Raw genomic sequence first — 25,928 nt, forward strand, 5'->3', positions numbered from 1 at the left:
TCGCCGGGCGGGTCGGCTACGACAAACATCCCTGTTTGTCTCGCCTCAATCGGCCTTCCGTGGCCGATTGCCCCTGGCAACGGTGCCTTGCTCGGCAGGCCAAGATGCGCGCGGAAGGTCAAAACACAAATCTATCGCCACCGGGCAACCTAACCACCGGTTTTGACACAATCAAAGACAATATCATAGGTGAGTGGAGCACGGATGTTGAAGCCATTGAAGGCGCCGAACGGCGCATAGGCGAAACCGCCAGGACGGCGGTTTCAGGAGAGTTATTCCAAAACAGCGCCTAATAAACAACGTAAAACTTATCTTCGCACTGTTTAATCGTCGCCATAAATGTTCCCAATGGCGCATTTTTTTTGGCGATCACAACACCCGAGCTGCGTGAATTTTTCATTTTGCTGTTTTGTTGCTCACCATGATCCGTCGTGGTTATTTCAACCTGCACGTACTCATCCGTTTTGGCCGCGCCGGCAGGGTAAACATAATAGAGCTGCTGTGGATCGTTAATACCGTAAGTAGACTGCCTTTCGAGACTATAGCCCTGTTTACTGAAGGCGCGTTCCAGGCAAATTCTTAAATCAATGGAAGACTTCCCGGATTGCAGCGACGTCAATTGGCTTTTGCCATCAAATGGATTGATTGCCATGCAGCCGCAGAGCAGAAAGAGAATAATGGGTGCCAGGGTTTTATAAAACATGCGGGTCACTCCTTGAAAGTTCTACAGGATAGTAACCCTTGCGCTGTTTTTTGTAAAAACGGCGCGGGTCAGCCCGTGCCGTTGCAATAATACGCCGTGTTATCCCCGCGGCGGTTAATTCCATGCGTGGCGCGGTGGGTTGATGTTGTTCAGGTAGTAGTTGCCGACGTGGAAGTATTTCCAACGCACCGGATCGTGCAGCGTATGGGTGCGGGCATTGCGCCAGTGGCGGTCAAGGTTGTATTCGGCCAGCGTGGCGCGCGTGCCAGCCAGCTCAAACAGCTTATTCCCGGCCAGAACGGCGATCTCGGTGGTGAGCACCTTTGCCTCGGCGGTGGCGACAGCGGCGGCGGCCACCGTTTCTTCATTCGGCGTGGCCAGCGCAGTATCGATCAACTGGCCTGCGCGCCACAGCAACGCTTCCGCCGCGTGCAGGCGGATTTCAAGATCGCCGATGGCGGCAATGGTAAACACATCGTCGGCGGCTCGCGTTTGGCCACTGTCGATCCAGGGGCGCGATTTTTCACGCACAAAACTCAGGGTATCGGCGATGGTGCCACGGGCGATGCCCGCGTCAACCGCCGCCTGGATGATTTGCGAAATCGGCCCGGCGGCGGTTGGGCGATCGAACGCTTGCCATACCGGGATGACGCGGTCGCGCGGCGCGCGGACGTTCTCAAGAATAACCGTGCCCGAGGCGGTGGTGCGCTGCCCAAAGCTGGACCAGTTGTTAATCACCTTCAGCCCTGGCGCATCGCGTTCGAGAATAACCAGGTGTGGTTTGCCTTCGGCATCCACCGCCACCACATGAACGATGTGCGCCAGCAACGCGCCGGTGGCGTAAAACTTCTCGCCGTTGATCACCACCTCATCGCCTTCCTGGCGCAGGGTGGTTTTGAAATCGGCCACGGTAGCCGAGCCTTTTTCAGAAAAGGCGTTGCCCCAACGCAGCCCTTGCAATACGCCGGCTAACAGCGCCTTTTTTTGGCTCTCGCTGCCGTCGGCAATTAAGTGGGCCACTCCGGCCAGATGGTTTTGCGGTATCTGCCCCAGAGCGGAATCCGCGGCGGAAACGATGGCGATAACCCGTGCCAGCGTGGCATAAGACACTTGCGCACCGCCATAGGCTTTTGGCACGTTGATGCCCCAAAGGCCGCTTTGCGAGAAGGCTTGCAACTCGGCTATCGGCAATAGCCCCTCGCGATCGCGGCGTGCGGCGCCGCTGGCGAACTGCGCCGCCAGGCGCTCCGCAACGGCAACCGCCTCGGCATCGCTGGTGATAACGTGCGCAGGCGAGGTTGGGCGCGGTAAGGGTGAAAACGGCTCGGTGGAATTAACATGGACTTCAGGCGTGGCAAGTTTGATCTCTTCGATGATAGTCATGGGTTCTTCCTTACACGGCGATGGCTAAAATGCAGGGCGGATTAATGGCTATCGTAGCAACAGAGTCATGAGGCCTATATATTAATTATGGATATAATTATTTATTTTTCTGCGGGTTAATGTGAAGCCCTGCATAGGGGGAGCCTGACCGTTGTCGTTAAGAAAGCGTATTATTTGCATATTCCCCGAATAAAATTATTGTTTTCACAATGATTTTCTACGCTGCATTAATGCCATTAACAGCGTGACATTGATTTGTGTCATTTTTTTCAAGGCCGCAGGGGGTATCTTTAGAATGTGCCAGGTGCGCAGTAGTGATTAAAATCGCATTGGCCATCGGCCGGTTTTTTATTTGTGGATGCGTTTTTTTTGACTGTACGTGTTTTTTACTTTTAAAAACACCGTGATCTTTATTTCCTTATTCAGTCTGCCTTCCCAGTATATCCTCTCCTGCTTCGATTGCCGCCGTGCTGAAACATGAAGTATGACGAGTATAGATATCACTCTTGGAGTTTCCCGCCAGAGCGCAAGTATTGTTGCGTGAAAGCCGCTCTTTCGCGTTTTGAGCGTGGTATCACCATGGTGAAAATAATAATAATACGGATTCGCTTTGCGCGATTTTTTTTGCATCAACGTGGCCATCACCAGGATGACAGGTATTATTAATGGGTATGAAGTATGAAAGCAGCAACAGATAATGCGGTGCGGCTTTCCGCACTGGCTAATGACCGGATATTACCGCTCATCATCAGATTGGCGTTGCCGACCATTATCGGTGTGAGCGTCAGCGCCTTATATCAAATTTTAAACGCGTTTTTTATTGGCCGCCTGGGGACACAAGCCATTGCGGCGATGGCGTTGACCTTTCCTTTTGCGATCGCCGTTTCCTGTATTGGGCTGTGTTTCGGCACCGGCGTGGCGTCTTTTATTTCCCGTTATCTGGGGGCCGGGGACAACCTGCGGGCTGGCCAATATGCGCTTTCTTCGCTGGCGCTGGGCGCTGTCTGCGCCATCTTGTTATGTGTGTTCATCGAATACTTTTCGCTGCAGATTTTTTCCTATATGGGGGCGGCGAATGAAACCCTGGCGTTATCACAACGCTATTTGCGCTGGCTGCTGGTGGGCTATGTGTTGGTGGTGGTCAATATGACCTGCGGCTTTATCGCGCGGGCCGAAGGGGATACCCGTTTTAGTATGTACACCCAGCTTGCGGCTTTTATTTGCAATGGGCTGTTGGATCCGGTGTTCATCTTTCACTATCAGTTTGGGATTGAAGGCGCCGGTATCGCCACCTTGATCGGCCAGTGTGTTTCCGTGGCCATGTATATGGTGCATTGGTCCTCCGGGCGCAGCATCATTAACCTGAAAGCTGGGTTTACCTCGGCCAGAGAGCTACGCGGTATCGTCAGGGTAGGGTTCCCCAGCGCATTGAACGCGTTGCTGCAGGTGCTTTCTATCGCTTTTCTTAACCGTGTCGCCATGCATTATGGCGACACGGTGGTGGCCGGCGTCGGTATCGCCTCCCGGCTGTTAATGGTGGCGGCACTGCCGTTAAACGGCTTGTGCATGGGGGCGCAGGCGATTGTCGGCTATAACCTCGGGGCCGGCAAGGTGCAGCGTGTCCACAGCGTGATCAAGACGTTATCGCTGTTTTCATGCGGCGCGGCGCTGCTATATACCCTTATTTGCTTTTTCTTTTCCCGGCCAATGGCGGCGTTTTTCTCTGCCGATCCACAGGTTATCGGCGTTGCCGCACTGGCCATCATCATTTTCCACCTGTCGATGCCGTTTATTGCTCTGCAACAGGTGTGCCTGATGTACTTTCAGTCGCTTGGCGTTGCCAAAACGGCGCTGTACATCTCACTGCTGCGCTACGTTGTGCTGACGGTGCCGTTGCTGCTGGTGCTGCCCTGGTATTGCGGCGTATTCGGTATCTATTACGCGTTGCCGTTGGCGGATGCTATCACTGGCTGTCTGTGTATTGCCATCCTGTGGCTACAGCTCATGCGGCTGAAGGCGCAGTTTGCATCGCCTGAACGTTGTGCGGGCTAACAAAAGCGTTTTTACGCTAGGCAAACGTCGGCCAGGGATTTTATAGTGGTTGCACGCCCAGCCGTTGGGTGCGCTCCTGGAGAAAATAATGCCTGAACTGTCTGCGTTGTTCGCGTTTGGCCTGGTGGCGTTGGGGATGGTGCTCACCCCCGGCCCCAATATGGTGTATCTCATTTCACGCTCGATCTGCCAGGGCCGCACGGCCGGGCTGATTTCGCTGGGCGGTGTAGCGCTGGGCTTTGTTTTCTATATGCTTTGCGCGGCGTTCGGCATCACGGCGCTGGTGATGGCCGTTCCCTATGCCTACGATACGTTGCGTATTGGCGGCGCGCTGTACCTGCTTTATCTGGCTTGGCAGGCCGTCAAGCCCGGCGGCCGTTCGCCGTTCCAGGTGCGGGCGCTGCCGCAGGATAGCGCCCGCAAGCTGTTTACGATGGGGTTTGTCACCAATCTGCTTAACCCCAAAATCGCGGTGATGTATTTGTCGTTGTTGCCACAGTTCATCAGCCCGGAACACGGCAGCGTGCTGGCGCAGTCGCTGGTGCTGGGCGGCCTGCAGATTGCCATTAGCGTGAGCGTTAACGCGCTGATTGCCGTGAGTGCAGGGGCTATCGCAGGGTTTCTCGCCGGCCGGCCACTGTGGATAGTGCTGCAACGCTGGCTGATGGGCACGGTATTGGCGGCCCTTGCCGTGCGGATGCTCGCCGACGCCCGGCGCTAGCCTGCCGCCGCTATGCCAGTGCGGCGCTGAACCATTATGGCGTCGACGGCGGAAAAAGTTTCACCCATTTTGCACCGTTCGGGTGCATTTGATGCCTTGTGGTGCTCTGCACGGGCCGTAGCGCGTACGGCCCGTTATTAATATTTGTTTGATTGTATTAATAAAATTAACGTTGCTAATGAATGGCATAGTTCATGCTTAAACTCTCTTGCTAAACAGGTTACCGATGTTTGATGAGAGAGCTATGAGAAATTCGCAGTATTACTTTACGGCCTCCGCTGCTGTAACGCCGCCAACCCCCTCGCGGGGCCGTCCCCGCCTCACACCGCGCACAACCTGCCGGAACGTACGCCAGGATATTCACTTCGCCGAACGACAGCCCTGATCCATAAGGAAATTCACACCACACTCACGCCGCCCTATGGGCATCAATAACCACTGAAACGATTCAATTGTTGGATCACCACACATGCATCGTCGTGCTGGCTGCACCAGCGTGGCGTTTAAAAATATTGATGGGATTGTACTATGAAGAAAAACAGTAAAAGCCTTGCCTGGCAAATTCTGATCGCGCTGTGCCTCGGCATTCTTGTGGGCGCCATTATCCATAGCCATGCGGATTATAAAAGCTGGATGGTGGGCAACATTCTTAACCCCGCGGGCGGTATTTTCATTTCACTGATCAAAATGATCGTCGTGCCGATCGTCATTTCGACCCTGGTGGTGGGGATTGCTGGCGTGGGTGATGCCAAAAAGCTTGGGCGCATCGGCGTGAAAACCATCCTGTATTTCGAACTGGTGACCACGGTAGCCATCCTGGTGGGCCTGGTCTTTGCCAACCTGTTTCACCCCGGCAGCGGGATTGATATGGCGACGCTGCACGCGGTGGATATTTCCAGCTATGAAAAGACCACGGAACAGGTGCAAAGCGGCAGCCACAGCCTGGTGAGCACCATTCTCTCGCTGATCCCCTCGAACGTGTTCGCCGCCATCGCCAAAGGGGATATGTTGCCGATTATCTTCTTTTCCGTGCTGTTTGGGCTGGGGCTTTCCTCACTGCCGGCCGAAACCAAAAAGCCGCTGCTCGATGTGTTCAAAGCCGTTTCGGAAACCATGTTCAAAGTCACCCATATGATCATGCTGTATGCGCCGATCGGAGTGTTTGCGCTGATAGCCACCACCGTCGCCAACTTTGGCTTTGCCTCGCTGCTGCCGCTGGTGAAATTGGTGGTGGTGGTGTATGGCGCGATCTTGTTCTTTGCCCTGGTGGTGATGGGCTTTATCGCCAGGCTCTGCAAACTGCGTATCCTCACACTGATACGCATCCTGAAAGATGAGCTGATTCTGGCGTTTTCCACCGCCAGTTCGGAAACCGTCCTGCCGCGCATCATTGAAAAAATGGAGCAGTATGGGGCGCCGAAAGCCATCACCAGCTTTGTTGTGCCCACCGGCTACTCCTTTAACCTGGATGGCTCGACGCTGTATCAGAGCATCGCCGCCATTTTTATCGCCCAGCTGTACGGCATCGATCTGTCCATCGGCCAGCAACTGGTGCTGGTTCTGACCTTAATGGTGACCTCGAAAGGGATTGCCGGCGTGCCGGGCGTCTCGTTCGTGGTGCTGCTGGCCACCCTGGGCAGCGTTGGGATCCCGCTGGAAGGGCTGGCGTTTATCGCCGGCATCGACCGCATCCTGGATATGGCTCGTACCGCGCTCAACGTGGTGGGCAACGCGTTGGCGGTGCTGGTCATCGCCAAATGGGAGCGCCAGTTCGACAGGCAGCGTGCGCGCATCTATGAGACGCACTATTTTGCCAACCGCAGCGTGCCGCAGTTTGAAAATAAATAATTTCCCCGTCCGCACTTGCCGGTGCGGACCGTTTTTTACTCAACAAGGTATTGTTCATCATGTCTGACGCTATCCGTATTGAAGAAGATCTGCTCGGCACACGTGAAGTTCCCGCAGAGGCCTATTACGGCATTCATACCCTGCGTGCGATTGAAAACTTTTATATCAGCAACGGCAAAATCAGCGATGTTCCCGAATTTGTGCGCGGCATGGTGATGGTGAAAAAAGCCGCCGCCCTGGCGAACAAAGAGCTGAAAGCCATCCCGTGCAGCATTGCCGATATCATCATCCGCGCCTGTGATGAAGTGCTGGATAACGGCAAGTGCATGGATCAGTTCCTGGTGGATGTGTTCCAGGGCGGGGCGGGCACCTCGCTCAACATGAACACCAATGAAGTGCTGGCGAATATCGGCCTGGAGCTGATGGGCCACCAGAAGGGGGAGTACCAATACCTGAACCCCAACGATCATATCAACCACAGCCAGTCCACCAACGATGCGTACCCCACCGGTTTTCGCATTGCCGTCTATGCCTCGATCCTCAAGCTGATGGATGCCATTGACGAACTGCGCGAAGGCTTTGCGCGCAAGGCGCAGGAGTTCGCCGCCATTCTGAAGATGGGGCGCACCCAGTTGCAAGATGCAGTGCCGATGACGCTGGGCCAGGAGTTCAAGGCCTTTGCCGTGCTGCTGAATGAAGAAGTGCGCAACCTGCAGCGCACTGCAGAGCTGCTGCTGGAAGTAAACCTGGGGGCGACGGCGATCGGCACGGCGCTGAACACCCCGGAAGGCTACCAGCACCTGGCGGTGCAGAAACTGGCGGAAGTCAGCAACCTGCCGGTGGTGCCGGCGGAAGACCTGATCGAAGCCACCTCGGACTGCGGGGCCTACGTGATGGTGCACAGCGCGCTCAAGCGGCTGGCGGTGAAGCTGTCGAAAATCTGCAACGATCTGCGGCTGCTGTCTTCCGGCCCGCGCGCCGGGCTGAACGAAATCAACCTGCCGCAGTTACAGGCGGGTTCGTCGATCATGCCGGCCAAGGTCAACCCGGTGGTGCCGGAAGTGGTGAACCAGGTGTGTTTTAAGGTGATCGGCAACGACAGCTGTGTGACCATGGCGGCCGAAGCCGGCCAGCTGCAACTGAACGTGATGGAGCCGGTGATCGGCCAGGCGATGTTCGAATCCATTCATATCCTCACCAACGCCTGCTACAACCTGCTGGAAAAATGCGTCAACGGCATCACCGCCAACAAAGCGGTGTGCGAGCACTATGTGTTCAACTCCATCGGCATCGTCACCTATCTGAACCCGTTTATCGGCCACCACAACGGCGACATCGTGGGCAAGATCTGCGCCGAAACCGGCAAGAGCGTGCGCGAAGTGGTGCTGGAGCGAGGGCTGCTGACCGAAGCGGAGCTGGATGACATCTTCTCGGTCGATAACCTGATGCACCCGGCCTACAAAGCCAAGCGCTATACCGAAGAGTAACCCTCCCGGGCAGGCTGGGGCGCCGGCCTGCCGATTTCACTGTTTTATGTGTTGCCTGCCACGGCGTTTCCTCCGCTTGATCCTCTTATATCTGCATCGTGATAGCCCGATGACGCACTGCTGCGCCGCAGTGCGTTTTTGCACCGTATTGGTGATTTTTTGCCCGCCAGTTAATCATGCCGTATGCTGTCCGTTTTTTTATTTTAACCTGTTAAAACAATAGATTATTTATATTTCACCGCATAAATGTTGTTGGCATGCCGATTGCTTCGCTGTGTTTGTATTATTACTTTTTTAAATTTTAGTAATACTCACCCACCAGGAGAACGGCCATGAACTTTGGAACTGCAAGAACGAAAGTGAAACGCTGTATCGCGAAGTTGATTGTTCCGGTTGCTGCTTTGCTATGGGCCGGCTCGGTTTATGCCGCCCAGCCGTTAAAGATTGGCTATAGCGATTGGCCCGGTTGGGTCGCCTGGCAGGTTGCTATTGATAAAGGATGGTTCAAACAGGCCGGCGTTGAGGTGGATTTCGAATGGTTTGACTACTCCGCCTCAATGGATGCATTTGCCGCTGGCAAGATCGATGCGGTGACCATGACCAACGGCGACGCGCTGGTGACCGGTGCCGGCGGTGGGAAAAGCGTGATGATTATGCTGACCGATTACTCGAACGGCAACGACATGATTATTGCCAAGCCGGGCATCAAAAGCCTCAGTGAGTTGAAAGGCCAGAAAGTGTCGGTCGAGAAAGGGCTGGTAGAGCATCTATTGCTGCTTAACGGGCTGAAAAAAGCCGGTATGCAGGAATCTGATGTGGAACTGGTGAATGCCAAAACCAACGAAATGCCCCAGGTGCTTGCTTCCGGCGACATCGCCGCGATCGGCGCCTGGCAACCGATATCCGGCCAGGCGATGAAAGCGCTGCCCGGCGCGCGGCCAATCTACACATCGGCCGATGAGCCGGGCTTGATTTATGACGTCCTTGCCGTCAATCCCGCCAGTTTGTCCACCCGCAAAGCGGATTGGCAGAAGGTGGTCAAAGTATGGGACAAGGTCGTGGCCTATATCGATAACCCGGAAACCCAGCCGGATGCGGTGAAAATCATGGCGGCCAGGGTGGGGTTGGCGCCTGCGGCGTACTTGCCGTTGCTGAAGGGGACCAAACTGCTGCCTTTAAGCGAAGGGCGCAAAATTTTCGTTAAAGCAGAGGGGTTCTCTTCTTTATACGGTTCAACCGCCATCGCCGACCAATTCAACGTCGCCAACGGCCTGTATCCGAAGCCCCAGGATATTGACAGCTATATCGATCCCGCCCTGACCAATGCGGCCCGTTAAGCCTCACCTGACGGCGGATTGTGATTAACTGCTTTCTTGTGCGAGGCCGGAATGAATCAGGCGAAATGGTTTTCTGTACGGACAGAACTGGCGCCGGGAAGGCGCACCCTGCTGGGGATTTGCTCGTTTCTGCTGCCGCTGCTGATGTGGGCGGCGATTAGCTACGTTCCGGGCCTCTGGCACCCTAAAATGGCGATCACCGAACCGGGCGATGTGGATTATTTTCAGGTGGGCATGTTGGTTGATAAGGCGGTGTTCAACGCCGAAGCCGCTGACATGCAGGCCGCACATAAAGCGCCGCCGCAGGGGACGCCGGCTAATCCCATTTATCTTCCCGGCCCGCTGGAGGTTGCTGGCGCATTCTATCACGGCCTGATGACACCGCCCCCGCAACCGGATGCCCCCTGGCTTTATCAAAGCCTGTGGCACAGTATTCAGATCATTTTCTGGGGCTTCCTGATTTCTTCGCTGATCGGCGTGCCGCTTGGCATTCTCTGCGGCACGTACAGCGCGGTTTCCCGCATCAGCGAGCCGTTTATTGAGTTCTTTCGTTACTTGCCCGCACCGGCCTTCGGCGCGTTGGCGGTGGCGGTGCTCGGTATTTATGACGCGCCGAAGATTGCCATTATCGTGATTGGCACGTTGTTCCAGCAAATACTGATTATCGCCAATACCACGCGCAAGCTGGACTTCACGCTGCTGGAGGCGGCGATGACCCTCGGCACGCGCCCATTCAAAATGCTCACCAAGGTGGTGATCCCCGGCGTTTTACCCGATCTCTACCGCGATCAGCGCATCCTGCTCGGCTGGGCCTGGACTTACCTGATCGTCGCCGAATTGATTGGCACCAGCTCCGGCATTACCTGGTATATCACCCAGCAAGCGCGCTATCAGCATTTTGAGAATGTCTATGCGGCGATTATGACCATCGGCATTATCGGCCTGGTGTGCGATCAACTGCTGGCATGGCTTGGGCGCCGGCTTTTTCCCTGGGTTCGTTCGCAAACATCCTGACCGGGATACTTGAAGGAGAGCAACATGCAAAGCCCTATCGAACTGCCCAGCTATCTGGCGCAATCACCGGCCGTCCGCGAGCGCTTCGCGCGGATCCGTGAGCGGGAAGTGATCCTGGAAGTGAAGAACCTGGGGAAAGTGTACCCGGCACGCGCCAAGCCGGTGGAAGCACTGCGCAACATCAATTTTCAGATCCATCGCCGGGAGTTTGTCTGTGTTATCGGGCCTTCCGGTTGCGGCAAATCCACCCTGATCCGCATGCTGGCCGGGCTGGAAACCTACACCCACGGCCAGGCGCTGTTGGACGGCAAACCGGTTTCCGGCCCGGGGCGCGACCGCGGCATGGTGTTCCAAAGCTATACATTATTCCCCTGGCTATCAGTGAAAAAGAACGTGATGTTTGGTTTGGAAATGAATGGCAGCGGGCGGGTGAAGGCCGAGCAGGAAGCGCTTATGTGGCTGGATCTGGTCGGCCTGGCCCGGTTTAGCGAATCCTATCCACACCAGCTTTCCGGCGGCATGAAACAGCGTGTGGCGATTGCCCGGGCGCTGGCCAACCGCCCGCGAATTTTACTGATGGACGAGCCGTTTGGCGCGCTGGATGCCCAGACCCGGGCCAGAATGCAGGCGTATCTGCATGATATCTGGAAAAATATTGATATCACCATCCTGTTCATCACCCACGATCTGGATGAGGCGGTGTTCCTGGCGGATCGGATCCTGGTGCTCAAACCGCATCCTGGGGAAGTGCTGGAATTTATCGAAGTGCCGGTTCCCCATCCCCGCGCCTTGTCGCAGCTGGGTTCCCCCGAATTTCTGGCGACCCGTGCCCGTCTTGAAGCGCTGATCCATCCGCCAGAGCAGGAACAGATCACCATGCATCCGCAATTGCTTAATCGTACCGACGTCATCAACCACCAAGACTGAAAGGAAAACACTATGTTCTGGTCCCAACTCACCTGGTCTGAATTGCCGGAACGTCTGGCCGCCGTTAATCATGCCGCCATGTTGCCGGTGGGCGCGACGGAGCAGCACGGCCCGCATTTGGGCTGCGGTGTTGATGCCGTATTGGCGGAACGTTTGTGCAGCGCGGTTGCCCGCGCCACCGGGGTGCCGATGTTGCCGACGCTGCCCTATGGGTGTTCCATCGGCCATAGCCGGCAATGGCCGGGCACGCTGGCGGTGCAGCCGATAACCATGATTGAACTGGTTAAGCAGATTGGCGATTGGGCGTATGCCAGTGGGGTCCGGCGCTTGTTTATCGTCAACGCCCATGTCACCAACGCGGCGCCGTTGCGCTGCGCATTGGAGATGCTGCGTGCCGAGTATGACGATCTGATGGTCGCGGTGGTGAACTCCGCCACCATCAGTGAGCGGGTGCGGGCGTTTCACTTTGCCGATGCGGATGACTGGCATGCCAACGATGCGGAAACCTCAATAATGCTGGCGGAGACGCCGGACATGGTGCGCCCGGGCCTGTTGGCCGCGGCGGACGATCCCGATCGCACCGTCGATCATGTCTTTGCGCACCCGGTCAACCACACCAGCGTCAATGGCGTCACCGGGACCCCAAGCCAGGCCAGTGCAGACAAAGGCAAGCGTTGGTTCCAGTGGATGGTCGAGGATCTCAGCCAACTGATTGCCCGCGGGCAGGCCGAAACGCCGCCGTTGGATAAGCCGTATCACTGTGCCGGATAAACCCGTTTTGTTTTTCCACCCACTTAGCGCCTACTTCTATTAAGGACGGTATTATGTATTCCAGCGAAGAAATCACCCGTATCCAAAATGAGCTGCTCGCCAAAGGCGTGCAGTATTGTATCGGCGCCTTTGTGGATATCCACGGCGTTCCCAAAGGCAAAGTGGTGCCGATTAGCCATTTGCCGCAGATGGTCAATGGCTCGGAACGTTACACCGGCTATGCGCTGGATGGGTTAGGCCAGGCCCCTAACGATGACGAGCTGACCTCCATCCCGGATCTAAGCCGGGTTATCCAGTTGCCCTGGCAGCCCAAGATTGCCTGGATGCCCGCCGATAACGCTTTCCAGGGGAAACCCTATCCGCTCAATACCCGGGTTGCATTGAAAAATCAGTTGGCGGAAGCCGATAAAATGGGCTTTGGCATGAACCTCGGGATTGAATGCGAAATTTTCCTGCTGAAAAAGCTGGCGGATGGCTCGCTGGCCGTTCCTCACGCCGGGGATAGACTGACCAAGCCTTGCTACGATGTGCAGGGATTTGTCGATAATTTTTCGTGGCTGGACAACATGGCCCAACAGATTAACGCGCTGGGCTGGGATCTTTACTCCCTGGATCATGAAGATGCCAATGGCCAGTTTGAGTTCGATTTCAAGTATGCGGATGCGTTGACCACCTGTGATCGCCTGGTCTTTTTCCGTTTTATGGCCAAACATTTTGCGCAGGCAGAAGGGTTGATCGCCACCATGATGCCGAAGCCCTTTGCCGACAAGACCGGCAACGGCGCGCATTTCAATATGTCGCTTTATGATAGGGAAAGCGGGGCCAACCTGTTCCAGTGCGATGTCAAAGACGATCCGCGCGGCCTGGGGTTAACGCCGCTGGGCTACCAGTTCATCGGGGGGATCCTCAAGCACGGCCGTGCGCTTTGCGCCGTGTTGGCGCCGACCGTCAACAGCTACAAGCGCCTGGTCCGGCGCGGGGCGATGAGCAATTTTACCTGGGCGCCGGTGTTTAACTCTTACGGCGCCAACAACCGTACCAACTCGGTGCGGGTGCCGTTCGGCGGCGGGCGCTGCGAATCGCGCAACGCGGATGGCGCGGTCAATCCTTATCTGGCCGCCGCGCTGGTGCTGGCGGCCGGGCTGGAGGGCATCCGGGAAGGCATCGATCCCGGCGAGCCTAACGAAGATAACCTGTATGCGATCGGCGAAGAGGAGCGCCAGGCGCGGGGCATTCAGTTTTTGCCGCAGACGCTGCAGGATGCCGTCGCCGCCTTCGCCGCCGATCCGCTGGTTGAAAAAACGCTGGGCACAGCGCTGCGCGATGAATTTATTCGCTATAAAACTAATGAGTGGGAGGCGTATCATCTTTCCATCAGTAAATGGGAAATTGACCGTTATAGCGATATTTTTTAAGCCATTACCTTGGAGAGCCTATGAGTCGCCCAGACGAAAAGTCCACCTTATCGGTTAGCCGCATCAGCATTTCGATGGATCCTGACGTTCTCCAGGAATTGGATCAGATGGTCGAGAACCGTGGATATGAAAGCCGCTCCCAGGCGATCAGCGACATGATCAATCAGCAGTTGGTGGAACATAAGCGGCAACTGGGCAATGAGGTGATGGTGGGAACCATCACCCTTTTTTACGATCGCAATACCCGTGGCTTGCAAAGAAAACTGTCGGATATTCAATACAACAATATCGCCGAAGTGATCAGCTCGCTGCATGTGCACCTGACGGAAAATAAAATGATGGAGGTCATTCTGGTTCAGGGGCCGGCGAAAAAGCTGCAAGCCATTACCGACCAGTTCGCCATCCTGAAAGGGGTCATTATGGCGAAACTGCAACCGATGGCGGCCGTTACCGCGGTGATACCGCCGGTGCACAGCCGCAGCGCCAGTTAACGCGGCGGGGGAGCGCTTGGCGGGCGTACAGAGCGCCGCCGGCGAAAAAGTGTGAGCTGATATTTCTTGACATAAAACTGTCACTTAAGGGTTCTATTTTCATGGCAGACCAATACAGCACAGCGTTGCTGATTAAAATAAGTGCCATTAAGGAACACATCATGCGTATTTCCCCCCTCGTCGTTGCGATAACCTGCTCGTTATTGTCACCTCAGTTCGTTGCCGCTAAAACGGTGGATGCCGCGCCCGATCTTGGCCGGGTGACTGCCATTGTCGAAACGACCACCCCTGATAGCCGGCAGCCGGCGTTTATTACGTTGGATAACCAGGTGCGGGAAAGCCTGTTGCAGGCGTTGAAAGGCGATGCGCCGGTGTTGCAGCGCGATATGCTGGAGAAAGCGAAACAGAGCAAACTGCAGGCGGATACTGCCTGGTTGAAAGCCAGCGGCTATGATTTCGCCACCGAGAAAAACCAGCAGGCCGGCATTGCCATCCTGGAATCCTTCAACACCTTGTCGGCAGACATTAAGGCCAAAAGCCTGGCGACGGTTACCCAGATCAACCTGGAAGCCCCGGCAGGGGAAAGGGCGCAGGCGCTGGTGGATGCTGAAGGCATCAACCACCTGTATTTCCTGGCCGAAGCCCTTGGCCCGCGCCTGGGCGCCGCCTTCATTGAAGCCTATAACAAAGGCGAACTGAACAAGGCCGCGGCGCTGATTAAAGCCAGCGAAGTCAGCACCAGCGCGGCTAAAAAGCACTTCAATTACCCGCGCCCATTCCAGGTGCCGGGCAACACCATTCATCTGGTGCCGGATTCGGTGGTGATAAAAGACAATAAACCCTACAGCGCAGACGGCGGCGCCTTCCCCAGCGGCCATACCAATACCGGTTATACCGATGCGCTGCTGATGGCGGAAATGATCCCAGAGCGTTTTGTGCCGCTGGTCGATCGCGGTGCGCGCTATGGCTTCTCGCGCGTGGTGTTAGGGGTACACTACCCGTTGGACGTTATGGGTTCGCGGATGATCACCGAGCGCAACGTCGCCAACTACCTGAACGATCCTAAATACCGGGTGCTGTTTGACGAGGCCAAAACCCAACTGCGCGCGGCCCTGGCGAAAGCCTGCGGCATGAGCCTGAAGGAGTGCGCCCGCCCGCAAGGGGAGAGCGATCCTTACACCGCACCGGCGATGACGCATTTTTACCGCTATACCATGACCTATGGCTTGCCGAAAGCCGTGCCTAACGCCGCCGGCGCGGTAACGGTGCCGGCCGGGGCCGAAGTGTTGCTGGAGGCGCCGTTGCCTGGCCTGAGCAGCGCAGAACGCCGCCGCCTGATGGCGCGCACGGCGCTGGCGGATGGTTACGCGCTGTCCGGCGGTGAGGGCGAGCAGAATTTCTGGCAGCGCCTGAACCTGCATGATGCAGTGCTGAGCGCCCACCACGGTTAACACCCCGCCGATAAAACATGCCAGCCAGGTTTCTGGCTGGCATGCGCCGATCGCTAAGTGCGTTTCTTACGCCGCCGGATGCTGAACCCGGCCACCCCCAACGCCACCACGGCAACCCCCGCCCAGATTATCGCCCCGGCATAGCGCAACAACGCGTTGGGCTGGCCGCTTTGCAACGTTTCCTCCACCGTGCGTTGGCTAACGTGCTGCGTCGGCGAACCAAACGCCGTCGAAACATAGTCCACGACCTTGGTCAGCTCGGCGGTGGTGAACTGGTTGGCGAAGGCCGGCATAAAGGCATGCCCGGCGGGCGTCACGCGATTAACCCCCTCCGCGACGGTCATGATCAGGTTGGCCGGATCGGCCGAACCGACGGCGGATGAGCCGACCAGCGACGGATAGAAGTGTTGCGCGTCTTGCGTGCCGCGCCCGTCGTTACCATGGCAGGCCGCGCAGGCGCCGTTATATATCTGTGCGCCGCTCATGTTAGCCGTGTCGATATAGCTACGAATATCGGCGGACATGCCGGTTTCGATCTGCCCCAACGGCGCGGGCGCCGAGTGGGTGCCGCCCGAACGCGGCGTGGTTTCGCCGTTGTTGATAGGCGGCACGCCGCGCAGGTAGCGAGCGATGCTGAGCAGATCGCTGTCGTCCAGTTTGGAAAAAGAGGCGGAAACCGCTGTGCCCATCTCTCCGGCCGCAATCGCTTTACCGTGCAGGGCGCCGGTTTTCAGATAGGTGACAATCTCATCCTGGCGCCAGTTGCCGATGCCGGCCGCCGGATCCGGCGTGATATTGGGCGCCGTCCAGCCATTCACCTTACCGCCGGCCAGCAGTTTATCGCCGGATTCCGCCATCATCAGGTTGCGCGGCGTGTGGCAGGTGGAACAGTGCGCCAGGGTTTTGACCAGGTACTCGCCGCGTTCACTGCTGCCCGGCGCGGCATCGGCGCCGGGCACCACCCCCTGATTCAGGAACAGCGCATTCCAAAAGAACATCGCCGGGCGCAGCGAGAAAGGAAAGCCGAGTTTGGTTTCCGGCGCGGGTTTATCCACCGGTTTCACGCCGAGCATCAGATAGGAATAGAGCGCCTTCAGATCGTCATCGCTCATCCCGGCAAAGGCGGTGTAGGGCATCGCCGGGTAAAGGTAATGATTCCCCGGGGCGACCCCTTTGCGCATCACGCGGGTGAAGTCCTCCAGGGAATACTGTCCGATGCCGTATTTCAACGACGGGGTGATGTTCGAACCATAAATCGTGCCCAACGGCGATTGCAGTGCATAACCGCCGGAAAAGCCGTCGCCGTGCGTAGGGTTTTGATGGCAGGCGGCGCAGTCCCCGGCGGTGGCCAGATAAGCGCCGCGCTGAACCCGTGCCGGATCGGCATCCGCGGTGGCGGCGTGGGCGGCGGCGCAGAGGCTTAACAGCAGCGTGCCGGTAGCGGTGCGCATCATGGGAAGTCTCATTGTTCACATCTCCCTGATAATGGTGTCGGCCATGCGCAACGCCAGCGCGATCCCGGTCAGCGTTGGGTTGACGGTGGCGGAAGTCGGCATCACGCCGGTAGTGGCGAGGAACAGGTTGGGGTGATCGTGGGTGCGGCAGTCCGCGTCGACCACGGAATCCGCCGGATTGCTCCCCATGATGACGGTGCCCATGATGTGAAACTGGTTGCGCCAGCCGGTGGGCGCTTCGATGATGTCACCGCCGAAGGCCTGCAGGAAATTGGCGAAGTCTTTATAAGCCTGCGGGCGCATCCCGCGCACGTAGCTGTCCAGATGGTAATTCACCTTGAGCATCGGCAGGCCGATGGCATCGCGGCGCGCATAGTTGGGTTGCACCCGGTTGTTGGGATCGGGCAGGGTTTCGCTCATGGTGCTGATGTTCATGATGCGCGAGGCGCGATCGCGAATAGCCTCGTCCAACGCCGGCCCCATGATGCCGGCTTTCAGCAGTGGCGGGGTCACGTCAACGTTCGGCACCAGGTTGCGCAGGCTGTAGCGGATGGCGGAATGCTGGGCGCGCGAAGCTTCGTCGCGGCGGTTGGCGATGGTGCCGTGCTGCACCGAGCCGCGCCCGGTCCACAGCGGTTCATCGGCCAGAAAGGTCATGCTCAGGCCGGTGTGGTCCATCAAATTACGGCCAACCTGATCGGAGCTGTTGGCAACGTCGGACATCAACAGCAGTTTCGGCGTTTCCAGGCCATGCGCCGCCAGGATGAAGTAGCGGGCGGTCAGGCGGGTATCGCTGCCGTCCGGCTTGCGATAGTGCACGGCGACAATACGGTTGTTCGGCCCTTTTTCCAACCGGTAGGCGACGGATTCGGTGCGCAGATCGACGCCGAGCGCCACGGCCTTATCCACGTGCATATCGCCTGAATACATGGCGCCGATCGGGCAAACCGGCTCACAGTTATTGTTGCCGGCGCAGGCCGGGCGGCCGTCGTAAGGGCGCGACACGCGGGCGTGCGGCTCGTGGATCACCTGGTAACCCAGTGGGCCGAGCTTGGCCTGCATGCGCTGCACCATGTAGGGCTTGGCTTCCGGCGGCAGCGGATACTCGGCTGAGCGCGGTGGGTAGGCACCACGCCCTTGGCCGCTTTGGTCTTCCTCGCCGGTGCCCACCACGCCGATTTCTCGTTCGGCTTTCAGGTACCAGGGCTCCAGATCGGCATAGGCGATGGGCCAGTCGCGGCCGACGCCATACACGCTTTTCAGTTTGAAGTCATTGGGCAGCAGTCGCCAGCAGGCCGAAGCCCAGTGGCGGGTGCTGCCGCCGGCGACTTTAAGGAAGCTGGTGACATATTGGAAATCGTCGTCGCCGGCGGCATCAACATAGCCTTCGGTATAGGAGTTGGGCGCCCAGGGCAGGTTGGGATAGGGGGCGCACCAGTTGCGTTTGCTTGCGCTGTTGCGGTAGTTTTCCACCACCTTCCAGCGTGAAATATAAGGCCCGGCTTCCAGCATAATCACTGATTTGCCGGCCTTGGCCAGTTGATAGGCGGCGTTGGCGCCCAGCGCGCCGGAGCCGATGATGATCACATCCGCATCAAAATTACTCATTGCCTGCTTCCTTACGCGTGTTTCTTGATCAACGCAGTGGCTTCTGCGAGGTTCTTCGCCCGGCCATCGACCAGCGCCAGCCAGATTTCATCGGGTTCGGGGATCGTGGGGGCCGCCTTGGGCGAGTTTTCCCCCCACTGCCGGATATTTTCCGGCATCGCCGGTGCGTTTACCCCGTACGGCGGCTCGGCCCAATAGTCGCCGCCGGCGCGGGCATAGCTTGGGCGGATGGTGTTGTCGGCGGTGGGTTCGTACATCAGTGCGGAAAGGAAAGTGACGAATTTGGCATCATCCACGGCTTTGGTGGTGGAGGGCGTGCCGGTATAGCCCAGGTACCAGGGGCTGATGATCGCCAGCGCAGTGGCGACGTTTTCATCCGACAATGCGTTGATGACGGCCTCACGGTTGGCGGCACCGTCGGCGTTTAGCGCCGCCGCCAGCGTGGTTAACCGATTGGGGAAGGTAGGGTCTTGCGCGGTAAGCAACTGTTTAATCCGCTCGGCAATGATCGGATCCAGGCCCTGCCGGCCGGTCAGCCTTTCGCTGACGGCCAAAATATCGCTTGCAGGTGCGTTAGACATATTATTAGCCGCATGTAAAGGTAGCGACAGAATAACGGGGGTGGATGCCATTAATTTTAGGAATTTTCGCCTGTCCACGTTTGTCTCCAGTGATGGGTTATTTTTAAAATTGAAAATCCGCGCGTCATTTTTTATTTCCCGGTGTTCCTCGCGGCAGTGTGTTCTGCTGCGTTTTTACCCGCAGCTTGATTGAACAGGGAAAATAATATCGCCGCTGAGCCGTTGGCATTATTGGGGGCGGTTTTTTGTGCGCCGGCCTGCCGAAATAATTAAACGTTAACCGGGTTAGCGTGCGTGGTGGCCACGAAAACCCGCGCTAAATAAAGCATCAGGCCGCCGCGGTATAAAAAACCGCCGGCAGGGTAAAATAACAGCGAGATAATTAATGCCTCTGTTAGGCAATGTTTACAGACCCAGCGCGGCCGCTTCCGAAATGGCCACTTCGTCCGGGTTGGCCGCGCCGCTCACGCCTACCGCACCCACCGCTGCGCCATCCAGTTTAACCGGCGTGCCGCCGCCCAGGGGAACCATACCGGGCAAGGTGGCGATGGCGGGTTCATTGCCATTAGCGCGTTGCATATATTTTATGGTCGGGGTGCGATACAGCGCGGCCGCCCGGGCCTTCAGGATAGCGGAGTCGACGCAGCCCAGCGGGGCGTTATCCATGCGCACAAAGGAGAGCAAGGTGCCGGATTGGTCGACCACCGCGATGCAAACCGCGTCATGCAACGCCGCCGCTTTTTGCTCGCCGGCGCTGATAAGCTTCGCCGCATCGCTTTGCGCCAGAATTGTCTGGGTGGCCGCTTGGGATAAGAAAGGGGTAAAGAGACACAGCGCGCCCAATAAAGCGAAGCGGCCGGCACGGAAACCTGACGTCATGTTTTTCTTCCTGTGGTCATGCCCAACACCCTTTGTGCAGCGGCAAAACCAACGCGCCTGCCGCTGAAAGTATGAAGGGGATATCGGTAATAAATTTCACGCTTTTAATAGCATTAACTTTTGGTAAAAACAAACGCCCCTAATCTGATTTGTTATCTGGAATAAGTAATAAATTACGACAAAATATGTATTTTGTTTTTATGGCGTAGCCCATGGGTGAGTTATTTTCCCACGGGGATAATTCAGTGATTAAACTTATTTCTTGCGGTTATGAGTTGTATGGCTGTTATTTATCATTCCTCGTTATTACTGGCGATTATTTGTTCGCGCTACATGGGTGACTCATTTTTATTAAATGGCCAGCACTTTTCCGCGATCCGGACAATATTGCGCGCGGTTGGCGAAAGCTCGGTCCAGGAATGGAACAGCAAACCGAAGGTGCGTGGCATGGTCAGCTCCGGCAGGGGGATCTCTACCAACGGAATGGCGGATTGCTTTTCCTGCAGGATGCGGCGCGAGACGAAACTCAGCAAGCGGGTTTGGCTAATCAATCGGGGTAGCACGGCAAGCGAATTGGCCTCGATCTGTACGCGCGGCGGCGGGCAGCCCAGGCTTTTTAAACGCTGCTCCAGCCATTGCCGGGTGGCAACCGTGCGCGAAGGCAACAACCAACCGTACTGCGCCAGCGTTTGCAGCTTGGGGCGCTGGCCCGCCAGCGGGTGATCGTGGCCTGCCACCACCACTACCGGTTCTTGTTGCAGCGGGCGCATGGTGAATTCATCCCCCTGTTCGTTTTCCGGTAGAAACCCAATGACTAAATCCAACTGATTTTCCCGCAGCATCCCTTGCAGGAGATCGTTCATCCCCACCTTGAGCTCCAACTGAACCGTGGGTGCCTGCGCCAGCAACTGGTTGGTCAGGCGCGGCAGCATAAATTCCGCCGCGGTGGCCGCCGCGCCGATGCGAACATAGCCGGCGGTGCCCTCGGCCAGCGCGGCGATCTCGCGCTGCGTCGTCTTATTAAGCTGGACTATTTTTTGAGCTCGCTCACAAAGTAGCAAACCCGCTTCCGTCAGTTTGATGCCGCGGCCGGCTTTATAAAGCAGCCGCGCTGCGTAAATTTTCTCCAGCCGTTGGATGCATTTTGACAAGGCAGGCTGCGTGATCCCCAGGCTCAGCGCGGCTTTCCCCATATGGCCCGTTTCATAAATCGCCAGTAGATAGTGCAGGTCTTTGAGTTCCATCGATTCCCCTCGGGAATGAATTGATAAGTATCGGACAATATTTTTTATTGATTCGCAGTGCCAATATGAACAGAAAATTAACAACGCGGCAACAAGTGGAGTAACAAATGACGTTCAGATTTCTGATGACGGCCACCACGCTCGGGGCTGAAGGCAAACGGCTCCTCGCGGAGGCCGGCTGTGAAGTGCACTACCTGCAACACAACGACGATCCGCAGGAAGTGGAACGGTTGATGGCGACCCATGCCTACGACGCGGTGATTTCCCGCACGGTAACGCTATCGGCGGCGGCGATAGCTGCTTGCCCATCGCTGCGGGTGATTTGCAAACACGGCGTAGGCGTGACGAACATCGATGTGCCCGCCGCCAGTACGCGTGGCATCCCGGTGCTGACGACGCCGGCCACTAATGCTCAGTCGGTGGCCGAACTGACCGTTGGCCTGTTGCTAAGCGCCGCCCGCCGCATCGCCTTTTTTCAGCATGAAATACGTTCCGGCCGCTGGACGCGCACCGGTGACGGTAAAGAACTGTTGGGCAGCACCCTGGGGCTGGTCGGGTTCGGTGAAATCGGCCGCCGGGTGGCGAAAATCGCGCAGGCCATCGGGATGACGGTGGTGTATTTCGATCCGGCGGTCAGTGCCGATGGCCCGCAGCAGGATATCGCCCGCATGCCGACGCTGGAGGCGCTGCTGCAACGCGCGGATGTGCTGAGTCTGCACTGCCCGGTGACGCCGCATACGCGCAATTTACTCAATGCCGAAACGCTGGCGCTGTTGCCCAACGGCGCGATAGTCCTCAATACCTCGCGCGGTGAACTGATCGATGAAGCCGCGCTGGTGGCGGCGCTGCGCAGCGGCCGGGTTGCCGCCGCAGGCCTGGATACCTTTGCCGTGGAGCCGTTGCCGGCCGGCCATCCCTTTATGCAGTTGGACAACGTCGTGATGACGCCGCATGTCGGCGGCGCCACGCCGGCGGCGCTGGATGCGGTAGCCCGTTCCGCCGCACAGCAATGCCTGGATTACCTTCAGCACCACCGTATTAATGCGCGGGCGTGCGTCAACCCCGAAGTGCTCAAACAGGAGAACAACCAATGACCACACGCAATAATTGGCCGGCCGGTTATTTTATCGGCCAGCGTGAACAACTGCCTTCCGCCGCTATTATCGCCGCCTACCGTCGGCTGCCGGTGCCGAATATCGGCGACTGTATGGGGCGCAGCGTCGCGGCGCGTGGCCTGCAACCCTACCACGGCGACCGCGAACTGGTGATGTGCGGCCCGGCGATCACGGTTAAAGTACGGCCGGGAGATAATTTGATGATCCATAAAGCGATTGAGATGGCCCAGCCGGGCGATGTGATCGTGGTGGACGGCGCCGGCGATTTGACCCAGGCGCTGATTGGCGGCCTGATGCGCACTTCGGCCGTAGCCAAAGGCATCGCCGGCTTTGTGATCGACGGCGCCATCCGCGATCTCAACGAATGGGCCGAGGGCGGCGTGGCGGTATTCGCCCGTGGCAATACGCTGCGCGGGCCAAGTAAAGACGGCCCAGGTGAAGTCAACGTGCCGGTATCCTGCGCCGGGTTGCTGGTGGCACCGGGGGATTTAGTGGTGGGCGACGCCGATGGCGTGGTGGCGATCCCGTTGGCGGAGGTTGAAGCCCTGCTGCCGCAGGTTGAGGCGCATGCCCGGCGTGAGGAAAAAATCCGCGCCAACAATGCCGCCGGCACCACCGATCCCGAGCGTTTCAACGCGTTGCTGCGCGCCAAAGGATGCCCGGTCTAAACCCGGCATAAGGAAACAGCTTCTGGCGTGAATTCAATAATTATAATGTGAATTGGAAGGTACCCTACATGACGAAGCATTCCGCACTGACGTTCCTGCCGCCGCCGATGGCCTGGCATAACAATATGGCCGCGGAGGAACTGCAACACTTCGGCGCGCAACTTTCCGCCCGGCTCGATCGTTTGCCCGCCGCGCGGCCGGTATGGCTGGTTATCGCCGCGCTGGCCCTGGGCGGTTGGTTTGAGGTTTTTGATGTTTTCCTCACCGCCTATATCGGCCCGGGCATGGTGAAAGAGGGCATTTTCACCCACGGCGGCCAGCATTTTTTTGATCTCGGCAGCCTGGGGGCCTTTGTCGCCGCGATGTTCTTTGGCGTTTTCATCGGCACCTTTCTGGTGGCTTCGGTTGCCGACCGGTTTGGCCGGCGCCGGATCTTCGTGGTGGCGCTGATGCTCTATGCGCTGGCCGGCGCCATCATGGCGTTCCAACACGATGCCGGCTGGATTGTCTTCTGGCGCATTATCACCGGCATCGGCGTTGGCGCGGAGCTGGTGACGATCGATGCCTATGTGTCTGAATTTATTCCCGCCCGCCTGCGTGGGCGCTCCTATGCCTTTGTGCAGGCGATTCAATACACCTCGATCCCGACCATCGCCTTTCTCTCCTGGCAACTGGTGCCTCTGGCGCCGATGGGGATCACCGGCTGGCGCTGGGTGGTGCTGTTTGGCTCGCTGGGGGCGATCGTCGTGTGGATTATCCGCATCGGCCTGCCGGAAAGCCCACGCTGGCTGGTGCAGCAGGGGCGCTATCAGGAAGCCGAAGATATCGTGCGGCGCCTGGAGGCGCGCGTGATCGTCAGCACCGGCAAACCGCTGCCGCCGGTTGCGGAAACCACCGTTGCTGTGCCGGCCGTGGCGGGGCCGGCGGTGGCCAACGAGATGTGGCGCCCACCGTACCGGCGGCGCACCATCATGCTGCTGGTGTTTAACTTTTTTCAATCCATCGGCTATTACGGTTTTGCCAGTTGGATCCCCACGCTGCTGGCGGCCAAAGGGGTTACCTTTACCCACAGCCTGTTCTATTCCTTCCTGATCGCTTTCGCCAGCCCGCTGGGCCCGCTGTTGGCGATGCTGTTTGCCGATCGTATCGAACGCAAATGGCTGGTCTCCGGCGCGGCGTTGGCGATGGCGTGCATCGGCACGCTGTTTTCCTGGCAGTCACAGCCGGTGATGCTGGTGGCGATGGGGCTGTTGCTCTCTTTAGCCAGCACCTGCATGACCTTTTCCTACCGCACCTATCAGGCGGAGCTATTCCCCACCCGGATCCGCGCCAAAGCCATCGGCCTGGTGTATTCCGTCAGCCGTATCAGCGCCATGTTCTCCGGCTTCACCATCGCCTATGTCTTGCATACCTTTGGCGTTAGCGCAGTGTTTGCCGTGATCTCCGCCGCGATGGCGATTGTGGTGTTCACCATTGGCACCTTTGGGCCAAAAACGCTGGGGCGCCGCCTGGAAGATATTTCAGGCTAAGGGTGCGGCGGATTATTCAATTTTGCAAAAAGGAGTGAATATGCAAGTAATCGCAAAAATTCAGCTGTTGGCGTTCGCCGGCCTGCTGACAGCGCAGGCGATGGCGCAGGATACCCTGCCACCGGTATTGCCGACGCAACTTGATCAGCGTTTGCAGCAGGCGGCCACTTCACCCCATGTATGGAACGGGGTGGTGGTTAGCCAGGACGGGCGTATTTTCGCTTCGCTCACGCAGTCTGAAGGGCCGGGATGGCAGTTGGTGGAGGTGGGGCAGAACGGCAAGTTGCAGCCTTATCCCGATGCCGCCTGGAACCAATGGCAACCCGGCAAGGCGCCGCAAAAACAGTTCCTGCACGTTAACGCGTTGCGTATCGGGCCAGACGGCAATTTATGGGCGATCGACGCCGGCAACAAGGGTATCGGTACCGGCGACAAGGCGGTGCCAGGGGCCGGCAAACTGGTGAAAATCAGCCTGAGCAGCAATCAGGTGCTTGACGTCTACCCGATTGCGCCGCCGGTTCTCAAGACCAACAGCTATCTGGACGATCTGCGCTTTAACGGCAAATATGTCTATATCACCGATCCGGGCGCGGAAGGGCTGGTGGTGCTTAATCTGGAAACGCGCCAGGCGCGCCGAGTGCTCGAACGGCACCCATTATCCATCGATCATGCGCCGATTTATGCCGACGGTAAAAAACTGTACCTGCGCGATGGCCGGGAGAAACGCGTCGGCCTGGATCAGTTGGAAGTCTCGCCAGACGGCAAATGGCTATACTACCAGGCGATCCCCGGGCCGCTGGCGCGCATCGCCACCCGTTATCTGGATGATGAAACGCTGCCGGCGCAAGAGGTGAACAAGCACGCTGAAAAATGGCTGGATACCTGGAGCACCGGCGGCACGGCGATCGATGCGCAAGGCAATCTTTATGCATCGGACATTAACACCCGCAGCATTAAGCGGATCACGCCGGCGGGGCAGGTTAGCACGGTGATTCAGGATCCGCGGCTGATCTGGATTGATGCGATGTGGATTAGCCACGGCGCCCTGTGGATGCCGTCGGCCCAAATCAACCGGACGCCGGCCACCACCGGCGGCAAACCTTCCACCGTGCAGTACCCGGTGAAGCTGTATAAGCTCGCTTTGCCGATTGCGCCATCACCCCGCGACCACGCCTGACGACAGCGCCGGGGGCCAAAAGAGGCATGTTGTGCGCTTTGGCCCCTGGGATGGCCGGCTAACGCCAGGGGAA

23 protein-coding genes are annotated in these 25,928 nt (G+C 57.8%); 16 read left to right on the forward strand and 7 right to left on the reverse strand.

Features of this window, described 5'->3' with window-relative positions:
• The first annotated feature begins 104 nt into the window (after positions 1–104).
• Positions 105–293: a hypothetical protein gene (locus ACN28Q_RS21520; protein WP_095848209.1), complete on the forward strand. Its 189-nt coding sequence runs from the start codon at positions 105–107 to the stop codon at positions 291–293.
• Here ACN28Q_RS21520 and ACN28Q_RS21525 read toward each other — a convergent pair.
• The gene (locus ACN28Q_RS21525) at positions 290–703 is read right to left on the reverse strand and encodes a hypothetical protein (protein WP_095848210.1); all 414 of its coding nucleotides are present in this window, start codon (positions 701–703) and stop codon (positions 290–292) included. The genes ACN28Q_RS21520 and ACN28Q_RS21525 overlap by 4 nt on opposite strands.
• 114 nt (positions 704–817) lie before the next feature.
• Positions 818–2,086 (reverse strand): SfnB family sulfur acquisition oxidoreductase, encoded by a 1,269-nt coding sequence (locus tag ACN28Q_RS21530; RefSeq protein WP_095848211.1) that lies wholly within the window; start codon positions 2,084–2,086, stop codon positions 818–820.
• Positions 2,087–2,764: 678 nt separating this feature from the next.
• Between ACN28Q_RS21530 and ACN28Q_RS21535 the strand changes: the two genes are divergently transcribed.
• The 11 genes from ACN28Q_RS21535 (at position 2,765) to ACN28Q_RS21585 (ending at position 15,600) form a co-directional block, all read left to right on the forward strand.
• Positions 2,765–4,138 carry an MATE family efflux transporter gene (locus ACN28Q_RS21535; protein WP_095848212.1) on the forward strand — a complete coding sequence of 458 codons (1,374 nt, stop codon included), beginning with the start codon at positions 2,765–2,767 and terminating at the stop codon, positions 4,136–4,138.
• An 88-nt stretch (positions 4,139–4,226) separates the two neighbouring features.
• Positions 4,227–4,859, forward strand: coding sequence for a LysE family translocator (locus ACN28Q_RS21540; protein WP_095848213.1), 633 nt, complete (start codon positions 4,227–4,229; stop codon positions 4,857–4,859).
• A gap of 528 nt (positions 4,860–5,387) precedes the next feature.
• Positions 5,388–6,707 carry a glutamate/aspartate:proton symporter GltP gene (gene gltP, locus ACN28Q_RS21545; RefSeq protein ID WP_095848214.1) on the forward strand — a complete coding sequence of 440 codons (1,320 nt, stop codon included), beginning with the start codon at positions 5,388–5,390 and terminating at the stop codon, positions 6,705–6,707.
• Positions 6,708–6,766: 59 nt separating this feature from the next.
• Complete coding sequence (gene aspA, locus ACN28Q_RS21550; protein WP_095848215.1) at positions 6,767–8,194, forward strand: aspartate ammonia-lyase; 1,428 nt, start codon at positions 6,767–6,769, stop codon at positions 8,192–8,194.
• 332 nt (positions 8,195–8,526) lie between these two features.
• The gene (locus ACN28Q_RS21555; RefSeq protein WP_095848216.1) at positions 8,527–9,531 is read left to right on the forward strand and encodes an ABC transporter substrate-binding protein; all 1,005 of its coding nucleotides are present in this window, start codon (positions 8,527–8,529) and stop codon (positions 9,529–9,531) included.
• Between the two features lie 51 nt (positions 9,532–9,582).
• The gene (locus tag ACN28Q_RS21560; RefSeq protein WP_095848217.1) at positions 9,583–10,545 is read left to right on the forward strand and encodes an ABC transporter permease; all 963 of its coding nucleotides are present in this window, start codon (positions 9,583–9,585) and stop codon (positions 10,543–10,545) included.
• A gap of 24 nt (positions 10,546–10,569) precedes the next feature.
• Positions 10,570–11,472 carry an ABC transporter ATP-binding protein gene (locus ACN28Q_RS21565; protein ID WP_095848218.1) on the forward strand — a complete coding sequence of 301 codons (903 nt, stop codon included), beginning with the start codon at positions 10,570–10,572 and terminating at the stop codon, positions 11,470–11,472.
• 12 nt (positions 11,473–11,484) lie between these two features.
• Positions 11,485–12,243, forward strand: coding sequence for a creatininase family protein (locus tag ACN28Q_RS21570; RefSeq protein ID WP_095848219.1), 759 nt, complete (start codon positions 11,485–11,487; stop codon positions 12,241–12,243).
• A gap of 53 nt (positions 12,244–12,296) precedes the next feature.
• Complete coding sequence (gene glnT / locus ACN28Q_RS21575) at positions 12,297–13,658, forward strand: type III glutamate--ammonia ligase (RefSeq protein WP_095848220.1); 1,362 nt, start codon at positions 12,297–12,299, stop codon at positions 13,656–13,658.
• Positions 13,659–13,678: 20 nt separating this feature from the next.
• Positions 13,679–14,149 (forward strand): nickel-responsive transcriptional regulator NikR, encoded by a 471-nt coding sequence (gene nikR, locus ACN28Q_RS21580; RefSeq protein WP_095848221.1) that lies wholly within the window; start codon positions 13,679–13,681, stop codon positions 14,147–14,149.
• 161 nt (positions 14,150–14,310) lie between these two features.
• Complete coding sequence (locus ACN28Q_RS21585; protein ID WP_095849141.1) at positions 14,311–15,600, forward strand: acid phosphatase; 1,290 nt, start codon at positions 14,311–14,313, stop codon at positions 15,598–15,600.
• A gap of 53 nt (positions 15,601–15,653) precedes the next feature.
• Here ACN28Q_RS21585 and ACN28Q_RS21590 read toward each other — a convergent pair whose 3' ends face one another.
• From ACN28Q_RS21590 to ACN28Q_RS21610, 5 genes are all read right to left on the reverse strand, one after another.
• Positions 15,654–17,066, reverse strand: coding sequence for a cytochrome c (locus tag ACN28Q_RS21590; protein ID WP_095848222.1), 1,413 nt, complete (start codon positions 17,064–17,066; stop codon positions 15,654–15,656).
• A gap of 3 nt (positions 17,067–17,069) precedes the next feature.
• On the reverse strand, positions 17,070–18,662 hold the full coding sequence (locus ACN28Q_RS21595; protein ID WP_095848223.1) for a GMC family oxidoreductase: 1,593 nt from the start codon (positions 18,660–18,662) through the stop codon (positions 17,070–17,072).
• A gap of 11 nt (positions 18,663–18,673) precedes the next feature.
• On the reverse strand, positions 18,674–19,294 hold the full coding sequence (locus tag ACN28Q_RS21600) for a sugar dehydrogenase complex small subunit (protein WP_121525732.1): 621 nt from the start codon (positions 19,292–19,294) through the stop codon (positions 18,674–18,676).
• Positions 19,295–19,648: 354 nt separating this feature from the next.
• The gene (locus tag ACN28Q_RS21605; protein ID WP_095848225.1) at positions 19,649–20,122 is read right to left on the reverse strand and encodes a GlcG/HbpS family heme-binding protein; all 474 of its coding nucleotides are present in this window, start codon (positions 20,120–20,122) and stop codon (positions 19,649–19,651) included.
• Positions 20,123–20,451: 329 nt separating this feature from the next.
• Positions 20,452–21,366 (reverse strand): LysR family transcriptional regulator, encoded by a 915-nt coding sequence (locus ACN28Q_RS21610; protein ID WP_095848226.1) that lies wholly within the window; start codon positions 21,364–21,366, stop codon positions 20,452–20,454.
• A gap of 107 nt (positions 21,367–21,473) precedes the next feature.
• Between ACN28Q_RS21610 and ACN28Q_RS21615 the strand changes: the two genes are divergently transcribed.
• The 4 genes from ACN28Q_RS21615 (at position 21,474) to ACN28Q_RS21630 (ending at position 25,855) form a co-directional block, all read left to right on the forward strand.
• Positions 21,474–22,460, forward strand: coding sequence for a hydroxyacid dehydrogenase (locus ACN28Q_RS21615; RefSeq protein ID WP_095848227.1), 987 nt, complete (start codon positions 21,474–21,476; stop codon positions 22,458–22,460).
• Complete coding sequence (locus tag ACN28Q_RS21620) at positions 22,457–23,149, forward strand: RraA family protein (RefSeq protein ID WP_095848228.1); 693 nt, start codon at positions 22,457–22,459, stop codon at positions 23,147–23,149. The genes ACN28Q_RS21615 and ACN28Q_RS21620 overlap by 4 nt, the downstream gene beginning before the upstream one ends.
• 68 nt (positions 23,150–23,217) lie before the next feature.
• Positions 23,218–24,678, forward strand: a complete 1,461-nt coding sequence (locus tag ACN28Q_RS21625; RefSeq protein WP_230469524.1) for an MFS transporter — start codon at positions 23,218–23,220, stop codon at positions 24,676–24,678.
• 40 nt (positions 24,679–24,718) lie between these two features.
• On the forward strand, positions 24,719–25,855 hold the full coding sequence (locus ACN28Q_RS21630; protein WP_095848229.1) for an L-dopachrome tautomerase-related protein: 1,137 nt from the start codon (positions 24,719–24,721) through the stop codon (positions 25,853–25,855).
• The last annotated feature ends 73 nt before the right edge of the window (positions 25,856–25,928 follow it).

It is taken from the genome of Gibbsiella quercinecans, from assembly GCF_002291425.1.
In the GTDB taxonomy this organism is placed as follows: Bacteria; Pseudomonadota; Gammaproteobacteria; order Enterobacterales; family Enterobacteriaceae; genus Gibbsiella; species Gibbsiella quercinecans.

Bases quoted from the DNA above. Each gene is read 5' to 3' on its own strand.
- ACN28Q_RS21520 (WP_095848209.1), top strand. From the start codon at position 105: ATGCGCGCGGAAGGTCAAAACACAAATCTATCGCCACCGGGCAACCTA.
- ACN28Q_RS21525 (WP_095848210.1), bottom strand. From the start codon at position 703: ATGTTTTATAAAACCCTGGCACCCATTATTCTCTTTCTGCTCTGCGGC.
- ACN28Q_RS21530 (WP_095848211.1), bottom strand. From the start codon at position 2,086: ATGACTATCATCGAAGAGATCAAACTTGCCACGCCTGAAGTCCATGTT.
- ACN28Q_RS21535 (WP_095848212.1), top strand. From the start codon at position 2,765: ATGAAAGCAGCAACAGATAATGCGGTGCGGCTTTCCGCACTGGCTAAT.
- ACN28Q_RS21540 (WP_095848213.1), top strand. From the start codon at position 4,227: ATGCCTGAACTGTCTGCGTTGTTCGCGTTTGGCCTGGTGGCGTTGGGG.
- gltP (WP_095848214.1), top strand. From the start codon at position 5,388: ATGAAGAAAAACAGTAAAAGCCTTGCCTGGCAAATTCTGATCGCGCTG.
- aspA (WP_095848215.1), top strand. From the start codon at position 6,767: ATGTCTGACGCTATCCGTATTGAAGAAGATCTGCTCGGCACACGTGAA.
- ACN28Q_RS21555 (WP_095848216.1), top strand. From the start codon at position 8,527: ATGAACTTTGGAACTGCAAGAACGAAAGTGAAACGCTGTATCGCGAAG.
- ACN28Q_RS21560 (WP_095848217.1), top strand. From the start codon at position 9,583: ATGAATCAGGCGAAATGGTTTTCTGTACGGACAGAACTGGCGCCGGGA.
- ACN28Q_RS21565 (WP_095848218.1), top strand. From the start codon at position 10,570: ATGCAAAGCCCTATCGAACTGCCCAGCTATCTGGCGCAATCACCGGCC.
- ACN28Q_RS21570 (WP_095848219.1), top strand. From the start codon at position 11,485: ATGTTCTGGTCCCAACTCACCTGGTCTGAATTGCCGGAACGTCTGGCC.
- glnT (WP_095848220.1), top strand. From the start codon at position 12,297: ATGTATTCCAGCGAAGAAATCACCCGTATCCAAAATGAGCTGCTCGCC.
- nikR (WP_095848221.1), top strand. From the start codon at position 13,679: ATGAGTCGCCCAGACGAAAAGTCCACCTTATCGGTTAGCCGCATCAGC.
- ACN28Q_RS21585 (WP_095849141.1), top strand. From the start codon at position 14,311: ATGCGTATTTCCCCCCTCGTCGTTGCGATAACCTGCTCGTTATTGTCA.
- ACN28Q_RS21590 (WP_095848222.1), bottom strand. From the start codon at position 17,066: ATGAGACTTCCCATGATGCGCACCGCTACCGGCACGCTGCTGTTAAGC.
- ACN28Q_RS21595 (WP_095848223.1), bottom strand. From the start codon at position 18,662: ATGAGTAATTTTGATGCGGATGTGATCATCATCGGCTCCGGCGCGCTG.
- ACN28Q_RS21600 (WP_121525732.1), bottom strand. From the start codon at position 19,294: ATGGCATCCACCCCCGTTATTCTGTCGCTACCTTTACATGCGGCTAAT.
- ACN28Q_RS21605 (WP_095848225.1), bottom strand. From the start codon at position 20,122: ATGACGTCAGGTTTCCGTGCCGGCCGCTTCGCTTTATTGGGCGCGCTG.
- ACN28Q_RS21610 (WP_095848226.1), bottom strand. From the start codon at position 21,366: ATGGAACTCAAAGACCTGCACTATCTACTGGCGATTTATGAAACGGGC.
- ACN28Q_RS21615 (WP_095848227.1), top strand. From the start codon at position 21,474: ATGACGTTCAGATTTCTGATGACGGCCACCACGCTCGGGGCTGAAGGC.
- ACN28Q_RS21620 (WP_095848228.1), top strand. From the start codon at position 22,457: ATGACCACACGCAATAATTGGCCGGCCGGTTATTTTATCGGCCAGCGT.
- ACN28Q_RS21625 (WP_230469524.1), top strand. From the start codon at position 23,218: ATGACGAAGCATTCCGCACTGACGTTCCTGCCGCCGCCGATGGCCTGG.
- ACN28Q_RS21630 (WP_095848229.1), top strand. From the start codon at position 24,719: ATGCAAGTAATCGCAAAAATTCAGCTGTTGGCGTTCGCCGGCCTGCTG.